We start from the raw sequence: 15,502 nt of genomic DNA, 5'->3' as shown, positions 1-15,502 counted from the left end.
GACGTCGGGGATGCGCCACGGCTCCGAACCGTTGGCCAGGTAGCCGTCCGACAGCAGCATGACCGGGGTGCGGTACTTCAGCGCGATCCGCGCCGCCTCGATCGCCATGGTGAAGCAGTCCGACGGCGTGGCCGCCGCCAGCACCGGCACCGGCGACTCGCCGTTGCGGCCGTACATCGCCATCAGCAGGTCGGTCTGCTCGGTCTTGGTCGGCATGCCCGTGCTCGGGCCGGCCCGCTGCACGTCCACGATGATCAGCGGAAGCTCCGTGGTCACCGCCAGGCCCACGGTCTCGGCCTTGAGCGCGACGCCCGGGCCCGAGGTCGTGGTCACGCCGAGCGACCCGCCGAAGGCCGCCCCGAGCGCCGCGCCCACGCCGGCGATCTCGTCCTCGGCCTGGAACGTCCGGGTGCCGAACCGCTTGTGCTTCGACAGCTCGTGCAGGATGTCGGAGGCCGGCGTGATCGGGTACGAGCCCAGGAACAGCGGCAGCTTCGCCTGCACCGACGCCGCGATGAGCCCGTACGCCAGGGCCTGGTTGCCGGAGATGTTCCGGTAGGTGCCCGGGCGGAGCGTGGCCGGCTTGATCTCGTAGGAGACCGAGAACGACTCGGTCGTCTCGCCGTAGTTCCAGCCCGCCTGGAAAGCCACGATGTTCGCCTTGGCGATCTCCGGCTTCTTGGCGAACTTGGCCTCCAGGAACTGGATCGTCCCCTCGGTCGGCCGGTGATACAGCCACGACAGCAACCCGAGGGCGAACATGTTCTTGGCCCGCTCGGCGTCCTTCTTGGAGATGTCGTAGCCCTCAAGGGCCTTGACCGTCAGCGAGGTCAGCGGCACCGCGTGCAGCCGCCACCCGGCCAGTGAGTCGTCCTCCAGCGGGTTGCCCTCGTAGCCCACCTTGGCCAGGTTGCGCTTGGTGAACTCGTCGGTGTTCGCGATGATGTCGGCGCCCTTGGGCAGATCCCCGAGGTTCGCCTTCAACGCGGCGGGATTCATGGCGACGAGCACGTCCGGCGCGTCGCCCGGGGTCAGGATGTCGTGGTCGGCGAAGTGCAACTGGAAGCTCGACACCCCGGGAAGGGTCCCCTGCGGGGCGCGGATCTCCGCCGGGAAGTTGGGCAGCGTCGACAGGTCGTTGCCGAACTGGGCGGTCTCCGCCGTGAACCGATCACCGGTGAGCTGCATCCCATCGCCGGAGTCACCCGCGAACCGGATGATCACCCGGTCGAGTTGCTGAACCTGCTTGTTCACAGCTCCTCAAAACCTTCCGAAACACCCAGGCCCATCCGGGCCGGAGACGTCATCGCTGTCATGCCACATCCACCTCAGGAACTTCTCTAGTGACTACTTGTCCGAGCCGCGGGCCAGAGCCGCCACGACCCGCGAAGGGCTGGGCCGGCCGAGCCGCCCGGCCATCCAGTTGCTGGTGCTCACCAGCGTCTCCAGGTCGACACCGCTCTCGACGCCCAAGCCGTGCAGCATCCAGACCAGGTCTTCCGTGGCGAGGTTGCCCGTCGCGCTTTCTGCGTACGGGCAGCCGCCGAGTCCTCCGGCGGACGCGTCGAAGGTGGTGACCCCGGCGCGCAGAGCGGCGTACGCGTTGGCGAGCGCCTGACCGTAGGTGTCGTGGAAGTGCACCGCGAGACGGTCGACGGGCAGACCGGCGTCGGCGAACGCGCGCAGGAGCGCGGTGACGTGGCCGGGAGTGCCGACCCCGATCGTGTCGCCGAGGGAGAGCTGCGAGGCGCCGAGGTCGAACAGGCGCTTGCCGACGTCGACCACCCGGTCGATCGGCACGTCCCCCTCCCACGGATCGCCGAAGCACATCGACACGTAGGCGCGTACGTCCACGCCGGCCTCGCGGGCACGGGCCACGGTGGGCTCGAACATCGCGAACTGCTCGTCGAGGCCGCGGTTGAGGTTGCGCCGGGCGAACGTCTCCGTCGCGCTGCCGAAGATCGCGACGTGGCGGAGCCCTTTGTCCAGCGCCCGCTCCAGGCCGCGCTCGTTCGGGACCAGCACCGGCAGCGGCACGCGCCCGTCGTGGATCAGGTCGGCGATCTCGTCGGCCAGTTCGGCGGCGTCGGCGAGCTGGGGCACCCATCCGGGACGCACGAAGCTGGTCGCCTCCACGACGGGCAGACCGGCGGCCACCAGGCGGCGGACGAACTCGGCCTTGACCGCGACCGGCACCACCGTCTTCTCGTTCTGCAGGCCGTCCCGGGGACCCACCTCGTAGATCGTGACCCGACCCGGCAGTCCCGCCTCGGGCACCGTCTGGGGTGCGCGCATGTCAGCTCCCCTCCACCACGAACAACGGCGCACCGAGCGGCACCTGGTCGCCCGCCGCGGCGCCGACCCGGGTGACCGTGCCGGCCATCGGCGCCCTGAGGGTGAGCTCCATCTTCATGGCCTCCATCACACCCAGCACGGCGCCTTCCTCGACCGCCTGCCCTGCCTCGACCGCCACCACGAGCACGGTGCCCGGCATGGGGGCGAGGACGGTGCCGTCACCGGTGACCGCCGAGCCGCCCGTCCCGGACGCGTCCGGCCGCTCGAAGGTGAACGTGGAGCCGAGGTGGGCGACCTGTACGGCGTCCCGGTGGGTCCGGACGGTGCCCTCGCGGACCAGACCGTCGATCTCCAGGCGCAGCACCTCGCCGTCGGCCGCGACCGGGCGGACCGACCACTCCGCGCCGTCGCAGGTGACCCGGCCGGAGCGGTGCACCAGGAACAGCGTCCTGTCCCCGTCGACGCTCAGCTCCACCGGCGTCGGCGCCGCCGGTCCACCGAGCCGCCACCCGTCGGCGACGCCGAAGGGGTGGCCCGCCTGCCCGCCCGCCTGCCCGTCCGCCTGCCCGCCCGCCTGCCCGCCCCCCATGCCGGCCAGTGCCCAGGCCGCGAACACCCGGGCCGTCTCCAGCCCCGCGGGCCGGATCGCCTCCGGGTTGCGGTCCAGCCAGGCGGTGTCCACCTCGCAGTCGCGGAACGCGTCACAACCGGCAAGTCCGCGCAGGAAGCCGACGTTGGTGGTCAGGCCCAGGATCGCGGTGTCGTCCAGCGCGGCCACCAGCGCCCGGCGCGCCACCTCCCGGTCCGGTCCGTGCACGATCACCTTGCCGAGCATCGGATCGTAGAAGGTCGTCACCTCCTGACCGGACTCAAGGGCGGCGTCGACCCGCGAGCGCGCCGGCCAGCGCACCAGCTCGGCCACCCCGGCCTGCGGCAGGAAGCCGTGGAAGGCGTCCTCGGCGTACACGCGGGCCTCGAACGCGTGCCCGGTGACCGTGACGTCGTCCTGGGTGAACGGCAGCGGCTCACCGGCGGCGACGCGCAACTGCAGCTCCACCAGGTCGAGCCCGGTGACCAGCTCGGTGACCGGGTGCTCGACCTGCAGCCGGGTGTTCATCTCCAGGAAGAACACCTCCTCACCGCTGACCAGGAACTCCACGGTCCCGGCGTTGGCGTAGCCCACCTTCTTCGCCAGGGCGACGGCCGAGTCCGTCAGCACCCTGCGCACACCCGCCGAGACGGTGGGCGCGGGCGCCTCCTCGATGACCTTCTGGTGACGGCGTTGCGCCGAGCAGTCCCGCTCGAACAGGTGGACGACGTTGCCGTAGTGGTCGGCGAGTACCTGCACCTCGACGTGACGGCCGTGCTCGACGTACCGCTCGATCAGGATCGCGTCGTCGCCGAACGCGCTCGCCGCCTCCCGGCGCGCCGCCTCGACCGCGCCGGCCAGGTCGGCCGGCTCCCGCACGATCCGCATCCCCTTGCCGCCGCCACCCGCGGCCGCCTTGACCAGGACAGGGAAACGCACCTGCGACCCGGCGGCCTGGCCGGCCGTCAGCTCGACGGACGGGACGACGGGCACACCGGCGTCGATCGCGACCTGACGGGCGGCGTCCTTCCTGCCCATGAGCTCCATGACCTCGGCGGAGGGCCCGACGAAGGTCAGACCGGCCTCGGTCACGGCACGCGCGAACGCGGCCCGCTCCGAGAGGAAGCCGTACCCCGGGTGGATCGCGTCCGCGCCGGTGCGCCGCGCGGCCCCGATGACGGCGTCGATGTCGAGATAGGAGGCGGCGGCAGGCGCCGGGCCGATCCGGACGGCGGTGTCGGCGGCCCGCACATGTGGCGCCCGGCGGTCGGCGTCGGAGTACACCGCCACCGTGCGCAGGCCCATCCGGCGCGCCGCGCGGATCACGCGCAGCGCGATCTCGCCGCGGTTGGCGACGAGCAGCGTGCCGATGCTGGTCATGGTCACTTTCTCCCCTACATCCGGAAGACGCCGTACGCCGGCTCGGGGATCGGGGCGCTCGCCGCGGCGGCCAGCCCCATCCCCAGCACTCGGCGGGTGTCGACCGGGTCGATGACGCCGTCGTCCCAGAGCCTGGCGGTGGAGTGGTACGGCGACCCCTGGTGCTCGTACTGCGCCCGGATGGGGTTCTTGAACCGCTCCTCCTCCTCGGCCGGCCAGGTGCCGCCGCCGGCCTCGATCCCGTCCCGCCGGATGGTGGCCAGCACGGTGGCGGCCTGCTCCCCGCCCATCACCGAGATCCGCGCGTTCGGCCACATCCACAGGAAGCGGGGGTCGTAGGCACGGCCGCACATCGCGTAGTTGCCCGCGCCGTAGGAGCCGCCGATGACGACCGTGAACTTCGGCACCACCGCACACGCGACCGCGGTGACGAGCTTCGCGCCGTCCTTCGCGATGCCGCGGTTCTCGTACTCCTTGCCGACCATGAACCCGCTGATGTTCTGCAGGAACACCAACGGGATCCCCCGCTGGTCGGCCAGCTCGATGAAGTGCGCACCCTTCAGTGCCGATTCGGAGAACAAGATCCCGTTGTTGGCCACGATGGCCACCGGATAGCCCCAGACGCGCGCGAAACCGCACACCAGCGTGTCGCCGTACAGGGCCTTGAACTCCGTGAAACGGGAACCGTCGACGACCCGCCGGATCACCTCACGCACGTCGTACGGCTTGCGCGGATCGACCGGCACCACGTCGTACAGGCCCTCGGGATCCTCCGCCGGCTCCTCTGCCACCGTCCGCGCGAGCGACGGCGCTCCCCCGCGCTCGAAGGTGCCGACGATGCGCCGCACGATCGCCAGCGCGTGCGCGTCGTCCTCGGCCAGGTGGTCCACCACCCCGCTGGCCCGCGCGTGCACCTCGCCGCCGCCCAGGTCCTCGGCCGTCACGACCTCACCGGTGGCCGCCTTCACCAGCGGCGGGCCGCCCAGGAAGATCGTGCCCTGCTCCTTCACGATCACCGACTCGTCCGACATCGCGGGGACGTACGCGCCACCGGCCGTGCACGAGCCCATCACCGCGGCGACCTGAGGAATGCCCTCCGCCGACATGCGCGCCTGGTTGAAGAAGATCCGGCCGAAGTGCTCCCGGTCCGGGAACACCTCGTCCTGCATCGGCAGGAACGCGCCGCCGGAGTCGACCAGGTAGACGCAGGGCAGGCGGTTGGCGCGGCCGACCTCCTGCGCGCGCAGATGCTTCTTGACCGTGACCGGGTAGTAGGTGCCGCCCTTGACGGTGGCGTCGTTGGCGACGATCAGGCACTCGCGGCCGCTCACCCGCCCCACGCCGGTGACGATGCCCGCGGACGGCACCGCGTCGTCGTACATTCCCGTCGCGGCGAGCGGGCTCAGCTCAAGGAACGGGCTGCCGGGGTCGAGCAGCCGGTCGACCCGGTCGCGGGCCAACAGCTTGCCACGCGCCAGGTGCTTGCGCCTGGCCGCCTGCGACCCGCCTTCGCGGACGGCCGCCAGCCGCTCGCGCAGCTCGGCCGCCAGGCCCCTCATGCTCTCACTCACTGCTCTCGCTCCGGTCTCTGCACACGGTGGAAGGGCTCGCTATTCGACGGGAAGGCCGAGGCCGCGGGCGATGAGCATCCGCTGCACCTCGGAGGTGCCCTCACCGATCTCCAGCACCTTCGCGTCCCGGTAGAAGCGGGCCACCGGGGACTCCTCGACGAACCCGTAACCGCCGAAGACCTGGGTGGCGATCCGGGTCGCGGTGACCGCGGACTCGGTGGCGTACAGCTTCGCGACCGCGGCCGCCTGCTTGAACTCCCGCATCGGCCGGCCGGCGTCCTTGAGCGCCGCGGCACGGTAGGTCAGCACACGGGACGCCTGGAGCATGACCTCCAGGTCGGCGATCTGGAAGGCCAGCCCTTGCTTGGACCCGATCGGCACCCCGAACGTGGTGCGCTCGCCCGCGTACCGCACGGACATGTCCAGGCACGCCTGGATGCAGCCGACCGCCAGCGCGGCGATCGCGACCCGCCCGTCGTCCAGCGTGGCGAGGAACTGCGCGTAGCCGCGGCCCCGCTCGCCGAGCAGGTTCGCCTCCGGGACGCGTACGTCGTGGAAGGTGAGCGGATGGGTGTCCGAGGCGTGCCAGCCCATCTTGTTGTACGCCGGCTCCACGATGAACCCCGGGGTGCCCGACGGGATGATGATGGTGCTCAGCTCGGCCTTCCCGTTGTCACGGGTCCCGGTGCGCGCGGTCACCGTCACCAGCGAGGTGATCGACGAACCGGAGTTGGTGATGAACTGCTTCGAGCCGTTGACGACCCACTCCCCGTCGGCCGCCTCCGCCCTGGTCCGCGTCGCGCCCGCGTCCGACCCCGCACCGGGCTCGGTGAGGCCGAACCCGGCGAGCGTACGGCCCGCGACCAGGTCCGGCAGCCACGTCTTCCGCTGCTCCTCCGACCCGTAGGTGAGGATCGGGTTGATCCCCAGACCGACGGCCGCCTCGAGCGTGATCCCCATCGACTGGTCGACGCGGCCGATCTCCTCGATCGCCAGGCACAGGCCGGTGAAGTCGCCGGCCGAGTCGTCCATCCCGGCGCTGCCGCCGTACTCCTCAGGAGCGGTCAGACCGAACAACCCCAGGTCGCCCATCTTGCGCACCACGTCGACCGGGAAATGGTGCTCCTTGTCCCACCGATCCGCGTGCGGCGCGATCTCGGCCTCGGCGAACTCGCGCACACTACGCCGGAACTCCTCGTGCTCAGGGGACAGCTCGAACGACATTCATCACTCCTAGGAGGCTTCGATGGGGGGAACGCGATCGCGTCTAGGCGGGCGGCCGGGGCTGCCGGCCTCGGGAGAGCACGGCCTCGATCGCGCGCCGCGCCCGCGGTGAGGCGAAGAGCTCGGCGGAAAGATCGATCATGTCCTGACCGAGCTCGTCCAAGCGGCTCCGCAGCGGAGCGGTGAGCAGGGTCTTGGTCTCCCTGAGCCCTTGCGGATCGCCCTTGAGCACCTCGCTCACCACGGACTCGACGGCGGCGTCGAGCTCGGCCTCCGGCACCGCGCAGGTCAGCAGCCCCATGCGCGCGGCCTCGGCGCCGTCGAAGGCGCGGCCGGAAAGCAGGTGGTAGGACGCCGCCCGATCGGTCAGGCGGGGAAGCACGGTGAGGCTGATGGAGGCGGCCGCCAGCCCCAGCCGGACCTCGGTCAGCGCGTAGGAGCTCTCGGTCGACCCCACGGCGATGTCGGCCGCGGCCACCACTCCGAGACCTCCGGCGCGAACGCTGCCGTGCACCCTCGCGACGACCGGCTTGCTCATCGTGACGATCCGCCGTTGCACCTCGACGATGCCGCGGACGATCGGAGCCATCGAACCGGATCGCGCCGCCGCCAGATCCGCCCCGGAGCAGAACGACGGCCCGTTCGCCCGCAGCACGACGACCCGGATCGAGTCGTCGTCCTCGGCCTGCTCCAACAGCCTCAGCAACTCCTCCAGCAGGCCGGACGACAGGGCGTTCCGGTTGGCGACCGAGTTGAGCGTCAGAGTCGCCACCCCGCGATCGCGATCCGGGCTGGACAGCACAAGTTCAGACATTCGGGCACTCCTTGCCGTGGATCACGATCACCGCGGTGCCCTGGGCAGGCCGAGGCCCAGCGTGGCCACCGTCTCCCGCTGGATCTCGCTGACGCCCCCGCCCACGGGCAGTTTGAGCTCCATCTTGAGCGCGTAGTCGACCTCCCGCAGCACGGTGGCGGTCGCCTCGTCGGCGGGGTCGCCGTACCGCTGCACGATCTCCGCGACGCGCGCGCCGACCTCCACGAGCCGCTCGGAGTTGTACAGCTTGTTCGCCGAAGCGTCGGCGGGATTCAGCGACCCGGTTCCGGTGTCCGCCACGATCCGCCAGTTGAGCAGCTCGTTGGCGGTGACGATCGCGTCGATCTCGCTCAGCGCCCTGCGCACCTCCGGCAGGTCGATCATGTGACGCGAGCCGTCCAGCCGCGTCTCACGGGCCCAGCGCAGGAACCGGTCGAGATGGGCCTGGATCTTGCCCGCGGGTCCCACGATGAACCGCTCGGAGTTGAGCTGGTTCATGATGACCTTCCAGCCCTTGTCCTCCTCACCGATGAGGCAGCCGGCCGGCACCCGCACGTCGTCGAAGTAGGTCGCGTTCACCTGCCGGGACCGGGCCAGCACCCGGATGGGCGTCCAGCTGACGCCGGGAAGCCGGGTGTCGACCATGAGGATCGACAGGCCCCGCGTCCTCGACTGGCCGGGGTCGGTACGGCACGCCAGCCAGACGTAGTCCGCCGTGTGCACCCCGGAGGTGAACATCTTCTGGCCGTTGACCACGTACGCGTCGCCGTCCCGCCGGGCCACGGTGGCGAGGGACGCCAGGTCGGTGCCGGCGCCGGGTTCGCTGTACCCGATGGACACCTGCAGGTCGCCGGCGAGGATACGGGGGAGGAACTCCTTCTGCTGCTCGGGCGTGCCGAAGGTCTGCAGCGCCGGTCCGACCGAGTAGACGGTGACCAGCGGGTAGGGGACCTCGTGGCGGAACGCGGCGCTGACCACGATCTGGTCGGCCATGGGGCCGAGCGCCCGGCCGCCGTACTCGGTGGGCCAGCCCAGGCCGAGCCACCCGTCGCGCCCCAGCCGCCGGGACACCGCCTTGTACGCGGGACCGAACTCGTCCTCGCGCAGTTGCTCCCGCTCCCGGTCCGTCAGCACCGTCGCGAAGTAGGCGTCCGCTTCCCGCTGGAGCTCCAGCTCCTCCGCGGTCAGGTCGATGTGCACGATCGTTCCTCTCAGCTCGCCCAGGCGCGGCCGGCCGCGGCGTCGAGACAGGCCTCGGTGCCCCCGAGGATCTGGCCGATGGCGAGCCCGCCGGTGAAGTAACGGTGCAGGGGGTGGTCGAGGTCCAGCCCGGTGCCGCCGTGCAGGTGCTGACAGGTGAACAGCGCCGGCACGAGGTCGTGGCAGACGAGATAGGCCGCGGCCGACAGGCTCCGCCGCGCCTGGAGCGTCCGGCCCGTCGACAGCTGCCAGGCCGCGGCCAGGCAGCTGTTCTCCAGCGTGCGATGGGCCACGAAGACGTCCGCTATCTGCATGGTGACCGCCTGGAACTCCGCCAGCGCCCGTCCGAACTGCTTGCGGGTCCTGATGTGCCCGGCGGTCAGCGTCATGGCGCGTTCGAGCAGGCCCGAGGCGGTGGCGCAGAGCCCCAGCAGCGCGGTGAGCTCGAAATGCTCGGCCGCCTCCGCCACCCGCTCCCCTTCGCCCAGCAGGGCGTGCTCGGGCACGGTCACCGCGTCCAGGCCGACCCGCGCGGTGGGGACGTGGTCGGGCACCGGGTGCTCGGCCGGCGTCAACCCGTCGAGGCCGGCGGGCACCACGAAGATCCCGACCTCGCCGTCGCCGACGCGTGCGGGGACGAGGATCGCCTCGGCCTCCTCGCCGAACCGGACGAAATTCTTCACTCCGCTCAGGCGGAAGCCCCCGGGAATGCGCTCCGCCCGCGTCGCCGCGTCGGCCACCCGGCGCCCGCCGGGCTCGCACAGGGCCCCGGTCACCAGCGCCTGCCCCTTGGCCGCGCGGACCATCAGGTCCCGGTGCGGCTCGCCGCCGTACCTGGCCAGGCTCTGCAGGCCGAAGGCCAGCACCGGGAGAGCCGGCACCAGCCCGCCGTACACGGCCACCTGCCGCAGCACGGCGGCGAGCACAGTGTGATCGGCGTCGGCGCCGCCCAGCGTCGCGGTGAGGAACGCCTCCGGCACGCCGGCCTCCACGAGGCCCTGCCACGCGCTCCGCGAGTAGCCGTCGCTCTCGCACTCGCTGGAGGCGATGATCGTGTCCGGAAGCTCCCGGCCGAGGATCTGACCCGTCAGATCGCCGAGGGTCTCCGCCGTCTCGTCAAGCCGAAAGTCCACCGCGATCCTTCCCGAGGCGACCGGTTCGTTCTCTCATCACTCGCATGACCCGCGGCACGCTCTCAGCCCTCGAGCCGCACCGGGAAGCGGACGTAACCGAGGCCGTCCTCACCGGTGGCGGTGAAGAGGCCCCGATCCCGGGCCTGGGTGGACCCCGCCAGTTCCAGGGGGGCGGTGACCCGCATGACCGGCACGTCGGCGGCCTCCAGCAGGTCGATCACGTCCTTGGCGGCCAGGGCGCGCACCGCCTCGGCGATCCGGCCGTTGATCTCGCGCGTCCCGCGCAGCCGGTCGAGGCGGCTCTCCAGCCCGAGATCCGACACCTCCAGCCCGAGGGCGGCGACGAGGCGCTGCCAGAAGTGTTCCTCCAGGGCGGCGATGCTCACGTACTCGCCGTCGGAGGTCTCGAAGACGCCGTAGGCCGGCCTGGTGAAGACGGCCTCGCGGCACTCCCCCAGCGAGGCCCGCCGGTCGGCCTGGAGCTGGCCCAGCACCATGTTCATGCCGTGCATGAGGCAGTCGGTGATGGACACGTCCAGATGCCGGCCGAGGCCGGTCTCGTTGCGCTGGAGCAGGGCCGTGAGGGTGGCGCTGAGGGCGTACATCGAACCCAGGAGGTCGCCGATCGGCACCCCCACGCCCAGGGAGGGCGGGTCGTCGAGGCCGCCCATGAGGCTGAGCATCCCGGAGGCGGCCAGGTAGTTGAGGTCGTGGCCGGGCACCCGCGACAACGAACCGTCCTGCCCGAAACCGCTGATGGAGACGTAGACGAGGCCGGGGTGCCGGGCGGAGAGCTGGTCGAACCCCAGCCCGAGGCGCGTCATCACGCCTGGCCGGAAACCCTCCACCAGCACGTCGGCCTCCGCCACGAGAGCCTCGGCCGCCTCAAGGCCCGCCGGCCGCTTCAGGTCGAGCGCGTGGATCCGCTTGCCGTCGTTGAGTACCTGGTAGGTGCCGGGATGGGTGGTGAAGGCGCCGTCCCTGCCGGGCCGCTCGACCTTGTCCACCTCGGCGCCCAGGTCGCGCAGGCACCGGGTCAGGAAGGGGCCGGGCGCCAGCTCGGAGAAGTCGACGACCCTCAGCCCCGACAGCGGTCCCCCAGGACGGGTGCCCGCCCTCTCGTCACGTTCCATGCTCCACCTCTCCGGCATCGCCACACGGCGGATATTACGGTATTTCGCGAAAGACTTCACTATTTCGTTGATTGGCATCTGCCGGAGAGGTGTTCGGTCAGTACACCTGGGTGGTGGGCCGGATGACGACCTCGTTGAGCGCGACCTCCCGGGAACGGGTCACGACGTAGTCGATCGCGTCGGCCACGTCGTCCGCGGCCAGCCGTACGACGTCGCCCATGGCCTTCCTGCGTGCGGCCATGACCTCGGGGCGTACATGGCTGGACAGCTCGGTCTCGGTCGCGCCCGGCTCGATCACCGACACCCGTACGTAGCGGCCCGCCAGTTCCTGGCGCAGCGACTCGCTGAAGGCGCCCACGCCGGACTTGGTGAGGCCGTAGACCGCGTTGCCTGAGCGCACCGCCCGCCCCGCGATCGAGCTGACGTTGACGACGTCGGCGACGCCGCGCGGCGCGGTGCGCGCGGCCCGGACAAGATGCGGCAACGCCGCGTGGGTCAACCGCAGCAGGGCTCGGACGTTCAGATCGATCATCCGGTCCCACTCCTCGACCGGCGCGTCGGCGACCGCGCCGAGCAACATGACCCCGGCGTTGTTGACCAGGACGTCCAGCCGGCCGAGCGCGGCCACGGTGTCCTCCACCACCCGTACGGCCTGGTCGCCGTCGGTCACGTCCGCGGGCAGGACCACGCACCGGCCGCCCCGCCCGCCGATCTCGTCGCGCAGCTCGGCCAGCCGGTCGTGCCGGCGCGCCACCAGCACGGTGGTGGCTCCCGACGCGCTGAGCCGGAGCGCCGTGGCCCGTCCGATCCCGCTGCTGGCCCCCGTGACGACGGCGACCAGCCCCTCCAGTGACTCCGCCATGGCTCTCCTCGTCCGCCGATCCGTACGGGACACCCGCTACTCGAGCGACTCCCCGATGGCGGGCACACTGCGGTAGGCCACCCAGCGGCTGATCCGGCCCTCACCGTCGAACGTCCCCGCTCCCGCGAACGACGACCTGATCGGGCCGCCCTCGAACTCACGCACGATGCCCTCGATCAGGCAGCGGTCGTCGGCGACGAAGAGCGACTGGATCTCGTGGTGCCACTTGCGGGTGCCGCGCCTGCCCTTCAGCAGGGCACGCAGCGCTTCACGCCCCTTGACCTCGGCACGCTTGGGGCTGTCCGGGTCGAAGGGCGGGTGGGAGTAGAAGGCGTCGTCGGTGAAAAGGTCCGCGACGGCATCGAACTCCGAGTTCTCCAGGCCCTTGACGTAGCTGAGCACCGTCTGACGGACGGTCTCACGGTCGGGGTAGTCGGGCTCCGTCATGTCTCTCCTTCTGGTTACGGACGCGAGACACCCCGGGGGCGCCGGAGAAGCCCGCGTCGATGAAATGCGATCTCGTCCCAACCGGGCCGAGGATCAGTGCACGGCCACGTCCAGCGCCGTCAGCATCTCCACCGGGAGCGGCTGCCAGAGTTTGGAACGGTCCGGGCGGTCGACCGGAGAACCACCGGCGGAGAAGTGGCCCGACAGCCGCTCCGCGAGGTCCAGCACGGCGTCGACCATGGTGTCGCCCTGGCAGCTGATGTCGCCCACCCCCAGGCACCGGGCCGAATAGCGGCCCTCCTCCCAGGTGATGGCCACCACGACCTCCACGTACACGGACTTGTCGTCCTGCTCGCCCATGCTGATCCCCTCCTCACGCGCCGAAGGTGAGCACGGGCTTGATGACCTTGCCGCTCTCGGCGTCGGCCATGGCCTGTTCGATCCGGTCGAAGGGGTATGTCCGCACGAGCCGGTCGACGGGGAACCTCCCGTCCCGGTGCAGCCGCATCAGGGCCTGCAGGAACGGCGCGGTGCCGTCCCCCATCACGATGCCCTCGATGCGCATCGCGCCCATGATCAGCTGGACCACGGGCAGGGACACCTGCTCGCCGGCGGCCGGCGCGCCGATCAGGCCCATCGCACCGCCCCGGGCCAGCGCCGGCAGAGCGGACCGCAGCACCTTGGTGCTGGCGGTCGTCTCGACGATGACGTTCGCACCGCCACCGGTGGCGTCCTTGATGGCCGCCGTGAGGTCGTCGGTCTCCGCGCCGTTGATCGTGTCCGTCGCGCCGAGCTCCTCGGCCAGGGCCAGCCGTTCCGGCACCATGTCCACCGCGATCAGGCGTGCCGCAGGGGTCAGCGTGGCCGCCATGATCGCGGACATGCCCACCGCGCCCGCCCCCAGCACGACCACGCTCTGGTTCGGCTGCGGCTTCAGCACGTTGAGCACGGCCCCGGCCCCGGTCACCACGCCGCACCCGAAGGGGGCGAGGACGTCGTCGGCGAGGTCGCCGGGCGCCTTGAGAACGGTGCGCTCCTCGACGAGGGCGTAGGTGCTGAAAGAGGACTGCCCCAGGAACCTGGCCGCGACGGGCTCGCCGTCCATGGTCAGGACCGCCGTGCCGTCGAGCCGTCGGCCTCCCCAGCGCAGGGCGGGCACCGCGCAGAGTGCCGGATGCCCGGTCAGACAGGGCTGACACAGCCCGCAGGAGGGCGAGACGAGCAGGACCTTGTCTCCGGGGCGGACCGTGGTCACGCCGGAGCCGACCGACTCCACCACACCCGCGCCCTCATGGCCCACCACACCGGGCAGCCCGAAGGGGATCTTCCCCTGCATGATCGAGATGTCGGTGTGGCAGATGCCCGAGGCGGTGACGCGCACCAGCACCTCCGTCGCCCTCGGCTCGGCGACCTCCACCTCACGGAACCGGAGCGGCCGGCCCGCCGCCTCGCACACCGCCGCTGTTGCTTTCATCCCTGCTCCTCGTCAGTAAGCGGCAGGCGGACCGCGTCGTCGGTCACGGTCCCTGCCGGGGTCTTCGTCCGCGATGGCCGGCCGATCACCGCACGGCGGCGCCCTGGCCGGCGCTCGACGCGACGTGCGACTGCCGGGCGAGGACCGCCTCCATCCGCGAGAAGGCGATCAGGCGTACACGCGGGAACCCGGGGTGAAGGTGACGGGAACCGCCTTGGGGCCTCGGTTGATGGGGATGTTGCTGCCGATCTCGATCTCGCCGTCCAGCGCGAAGTCCGGCATGCGGGTCAGGACCTGCTCGATGGCGACGCGCATCTCGAGGCGGGCCAGGTGCTCGCCGATGCAGCGGTGGATGCCGTGCCCGAAGGCCACGTGCGGGTTGCCCGTCCGGTCGAGGTCGAACTTCTCGGGGCTCTCGAACTTCGCGGGATCCACGTTCGCCGCGCCGAAGGCGAGGCCCACGCGGTCGCCCTTGGAGATCGGCACGCCCTGCAGCTCGAAGTCCGAAGTGGCGGTCCGGCCCATCATCTGCACCGGCGACTCCAGGCGGAGGCTCTCCTCCACAGCCGCCGGGATCAGCGAGGGGTCCTCGATGAGCCGCTTCTTGACGTCCTGGTGGGCGCCCAGACGCCACAGGGAGCCGCCGATCCCGTTGACCGTCGTCTCCTGTCCGGCGATGACCAGGGTGACGGTCATCGCGACCGCGATGTCGTGCCCGATGGGCGCACCCTCGATCTCGGCCTTGGCGATGAAGGTCAGCAGGTCGGCGCGGTCCTCGCTCTGCTCCGCCGCGGTCACGATCTGGTCCACGTACCGGAACAGGGCGATGTTGGCGTTCTTCTTGCCTTCCGCGTCGTTCTCCGTCGCGGCGCGGTTGATGTCGTCGGTCAGCTTGACCATGAGCGGCCCGTCTTCGGGCACCCCGAGGATCGCGGCGATCACCGCCGGCGGCATGTAGCGGGCGATCGCGCAGAGGTCGCCCTTCCCGTTCTCGATGAAGGTGTCGATCGCCTCGTCGGCCTTGCGGCGGATGAGGTCCGTCCAGTCCGCGACCCGGTCGGGGCGCAGCTCGGGAACGAGGATCTTGCGGTAGTTGCGGTGGTGCGGCGGGTCCACCTCCACGGGGATGGGGCGGAACGTCATGCCCAGGGCGGGGATCGTCGAACCCAGCCCCGAGCACAGGCGCTCGGTGTCGTTCGCGCCCTCCCGCACCTCGGTGTATCCGAGAAGGGCCCAGTAGCCGCCCAGATCCTCACTGCGGGCGACCGGTCCTCCCTCGCGCACCGTGGCGTAGGCCTCCACGTGCCCGTGTGCGTTGTTCACCTTCGCGATGTCCAGAACAGGACACTTCTTCTCCGACATCAGAGCCCTCCGCCGCCG

Annotated in this window: 14 protein-coding genes; all 14 read right to left on the bottom strand. The window is 71.2% G+C overall.

Going from position 1 to position 15,502, the window contains the following annotated elements:
* A partial coding sequence (locus tag BMW85_RS34575; protein ID WP_091090055.1) for a 2-oxoacid:acceptor oxidoreductase family protein occupies positions 1 to 1,254 on the bottom strand: 1,254 nt, incomplete at its 3' end.
* Positions 1,255 to 1,347: 93 nt separating this feature from the next.
* A complete protein-coding gene (locus BMW85_RS34570) occupies positions 1,348 to 2,295 on the bottom strand; it encodes a hydroxymethylglutaryl-CoA lyase (protein WP_091090052.1) in 948 nt (315 codons plus the stop codon).
* Position 2,296: 1 nt separating this feature from the next.
* Positions 2,297 to 4,264, bottom strand: a complete 1,968-nt coding sequence (locus BMW85_RS34565) for an ATP-binding protein (RefSeq protein ID WP_091090050.1) — start codon at positions 4,262 to 4,264, stop codon at positions 2,297 to 2,299.
* Positions 4,265 to 4,278: 14 nt separating this feature from the next.
* On the bottom strand, positions 4,279 to 5,823 hold the full coding sequence (locus BMW85_RS34560; RefSeq protein WP_091090047.1) for a carboxyl transferase domain-containing protein: 1,545 nt from the start codon (positions 5,821 to 5,823) through the stop codon (positions 4,279 to 4,281).
* 51 nt (positions 5,824 to 5,874) lie between these two features.
* Complete coding sequence (locus tag BMW85_RS34555) at positions 5,875 to 7,059, bottom strand: acyl-CoA dehydrogenase family protein (protein WP_091090045.1); 1,185 nt, start codon at positions 7,057 to 7,059, stop codon at positions 5,875 to 5,877.
* 43 nt (positions 7,060 to 7,102) lie between these two features.
* Positions 7,103 to 7,873, bottom strand: coding sequence for an enoyl-CoA hydratase-related protein (locus BMW85_RS34550; RefSeq protein ID WP_091090043.1), 771 nt, complete (start codon positions 7,871 to 7,873; stop codon positions 7,103 to 7,105).
* 27 nt (positions 7,874 to 7,900) lie between these two features.
* Entirely contained in the window at positions 7,901 to 9,073 is a 1,173-nt protein-coding gene (locus tag BMW85_RS34545) for an acyl-CoA dehydrogenase family protein (RefSeq protein ID WP_091090041.1), read from the bottom strand.
* An 11-nt stretch (positions 9,074 to 9,084) separates the two neighbouring features.
* Complete coding sequence (locus BMW85_RS34540; RefSeq protein ID WP_091090038.1) at positions 9,085 to 10,206, bottom strand: acyl-CoA dehydrogenase family protein; 1,122 nt, start codon at positions 10,204 to 10,206, stop codon at positions 9,085 to 9,087.
* A gap of 62 nt (positions 10,207 to 10,268) precedes the next feature.
* Positions 10,269 to 11,339, bottom strand: coding sequence for a CaiB/BaiF CoA transferase family protein (locus BMW85_RS34535; RefSeq protein ID WP_091090035.1), 1,071 nt, complete (start codon positions 11,337 to 11,339; stop codon positions 10,269 to 10,271).
* Positions 11,340 to 11,436: 97 nt separating this feature from the next.
* Positions 11,437 to 12,201 (bottom strand): SDR family NAD(P)-dependent oxidoreductase, encoded by a 765-nt coding sequence (locus BMW85_RS34530; protein WP_091090033.1) that lies wholly within the window; start codon positions 12,199 to 12,201, stop codon positions 11,437 to 11,439.
* A 36-nt stretch (positions 12,202 to 12,237) separates the two neighbouring features.
* A complete protein-coding gene (locus BMW85_RS34525) occupies positions 12,238 to 12,648 on the bottom strand; it encodes a nuclear transport factor 2 family protein (RefSeq protein WP_091090031.1) in 411 nt (136 codons plus the stop codon).
* A 93-nt stretch (positions 12,649 to 12,741) separates the two neighbouring features.
* Entirely contained in the window at positions 12,742 to 13,008 is a 267-nt protein-coding gene (locus BMW85_RS34520; protein ID WP_091090028.1) for a hypothetical protein, read from the bottom strand.
* Positions 13,009 to 13,021: 13 nt separating this feature from the next.
* The gene (locus BMW85_RS34515) at positions 13,022 to 14,122 is read right to left on the bottom strand and encodes an NAD(P)-dependent alcohol dehydrogenase (RefSeq protein ID WP_091090026.1); all 1,101 of its coding nucleotides are present in this window, start codon (positions 14,120 to 14,122) and stop codon (positions 13,022 to 13,024) included.
* A gap of 168 nt (positions 14,123 to 14,290) precedes the next feature.
* Complete coding sequence (locus tag BMW85_RS34510; protein WP_091090024.1) at positions 14,291 to 15,484, bottom strand: cytochrome P450; 1,194 nt, start codon at positions 15,482 to 15,484, stop codon at positions 14,291 to 14,293.
* Positions 15,485 to 15,502 lie beyond the last annotated feature (18 nt).

The sequence above is a fragment of the Nonomuraea wenchangensis genome (genome assembly GCF_900111685.1).
Classification (GTDB): domain Bacteria; phylum Actinomycetota; class Actinomycetes; order Streptosporangiales; family Streptosporangiaceae; genus Nonomuraea; species Nonomuraea wenchangensis.
This window is presented reverse-complemented; position numbering and strand designations above follow the sequence as displayed.

Excerpts from the sequence above, each read along its gene's own strand:
- BMW85_RS34570 (WP_091090052.1), bottom strand. The coding sequence starts at position 2,295 with ATGCGCGCACCCCAGACGGTGCCCGAGGCGGGACTGCCGGGTCGGGTC.
- BMW85_RS34565 (WP_091090050.1), bottom strand. The coding sequence starts at position 4,264 with ATGACCAGCATCGGCACGCTGCTCGTCGCCAACCGCGGCGAGATCGCG.
- BMW85_RS34560 (WP_091090047.1), bottom strand. The coding sequence starts at position 5,823 with ATGAGGGGCCTGGCGGCCGAGCTGCGCGAGCGGCTGGCGGCCGTCCGC.
- BMW85_RS34555 (WP_091090045.1), bottom strand. The coding sequence starts at position 7,059 with ATGTCGTTCGAGCTGTCCCCTGAGCACGAGGAGTTCCGGCGTAGTGTG.
- BMW85_RS34550 (WP_091090043.1), bottom strand. The coding sequence starts at position 7,873 with ATGTCTGAACTTGTGCTGTCCAGCCCGGATCGCGATCGCGGGGTGGCG.
- BMW85_RS34535 (WP_091090035.1), bottom strand. The coding sequence starts at position 11,339 with ATGGAACGTGACGAGAGGGCGGGCACCCGTCCTGGGGGACCGCTGTCG.
- BMW85_RS34530 (WP_091090033.1), bottom strand. The coding sequence starts at position 12,201 with ATGGCGGAGTCACTGGAGGGGCTGGTCGCCGTCGTCACGGGGGCCAGC.
- BMW85_RS34525 (WP_091090031.1), bottom strand. The coding sequence starts at position 12,648 with ATGACGGAGCCCGACTACCCCGACCGTGAGACCGTCCGTCAGACGGTG.
- BMW85_RS34520 (WP_091090028.1), bottom strand. The coding sequence starts at position 13,008 with ATGGGCGAGCAGGACGACAAGTCCGTGTACGTGGAGGTCGTGGTGGCC.
- BMW85_RS34515 (WP_091090026.1), bottom strand. The coding sequence starts at position 14,122 with ATGAAAGCAACAGCGGCGGTGTGCGAGGCGGCGGGCCGGCCGCTCCGG.
- BMW85_RS34510 (WP_091090024.1), bottom strand. The coding sequence starts at position 15,484 with ATGTCGGAGAAGAAGTGTCCTGTTCTGGACATCGCGAAGGTGAACAAC.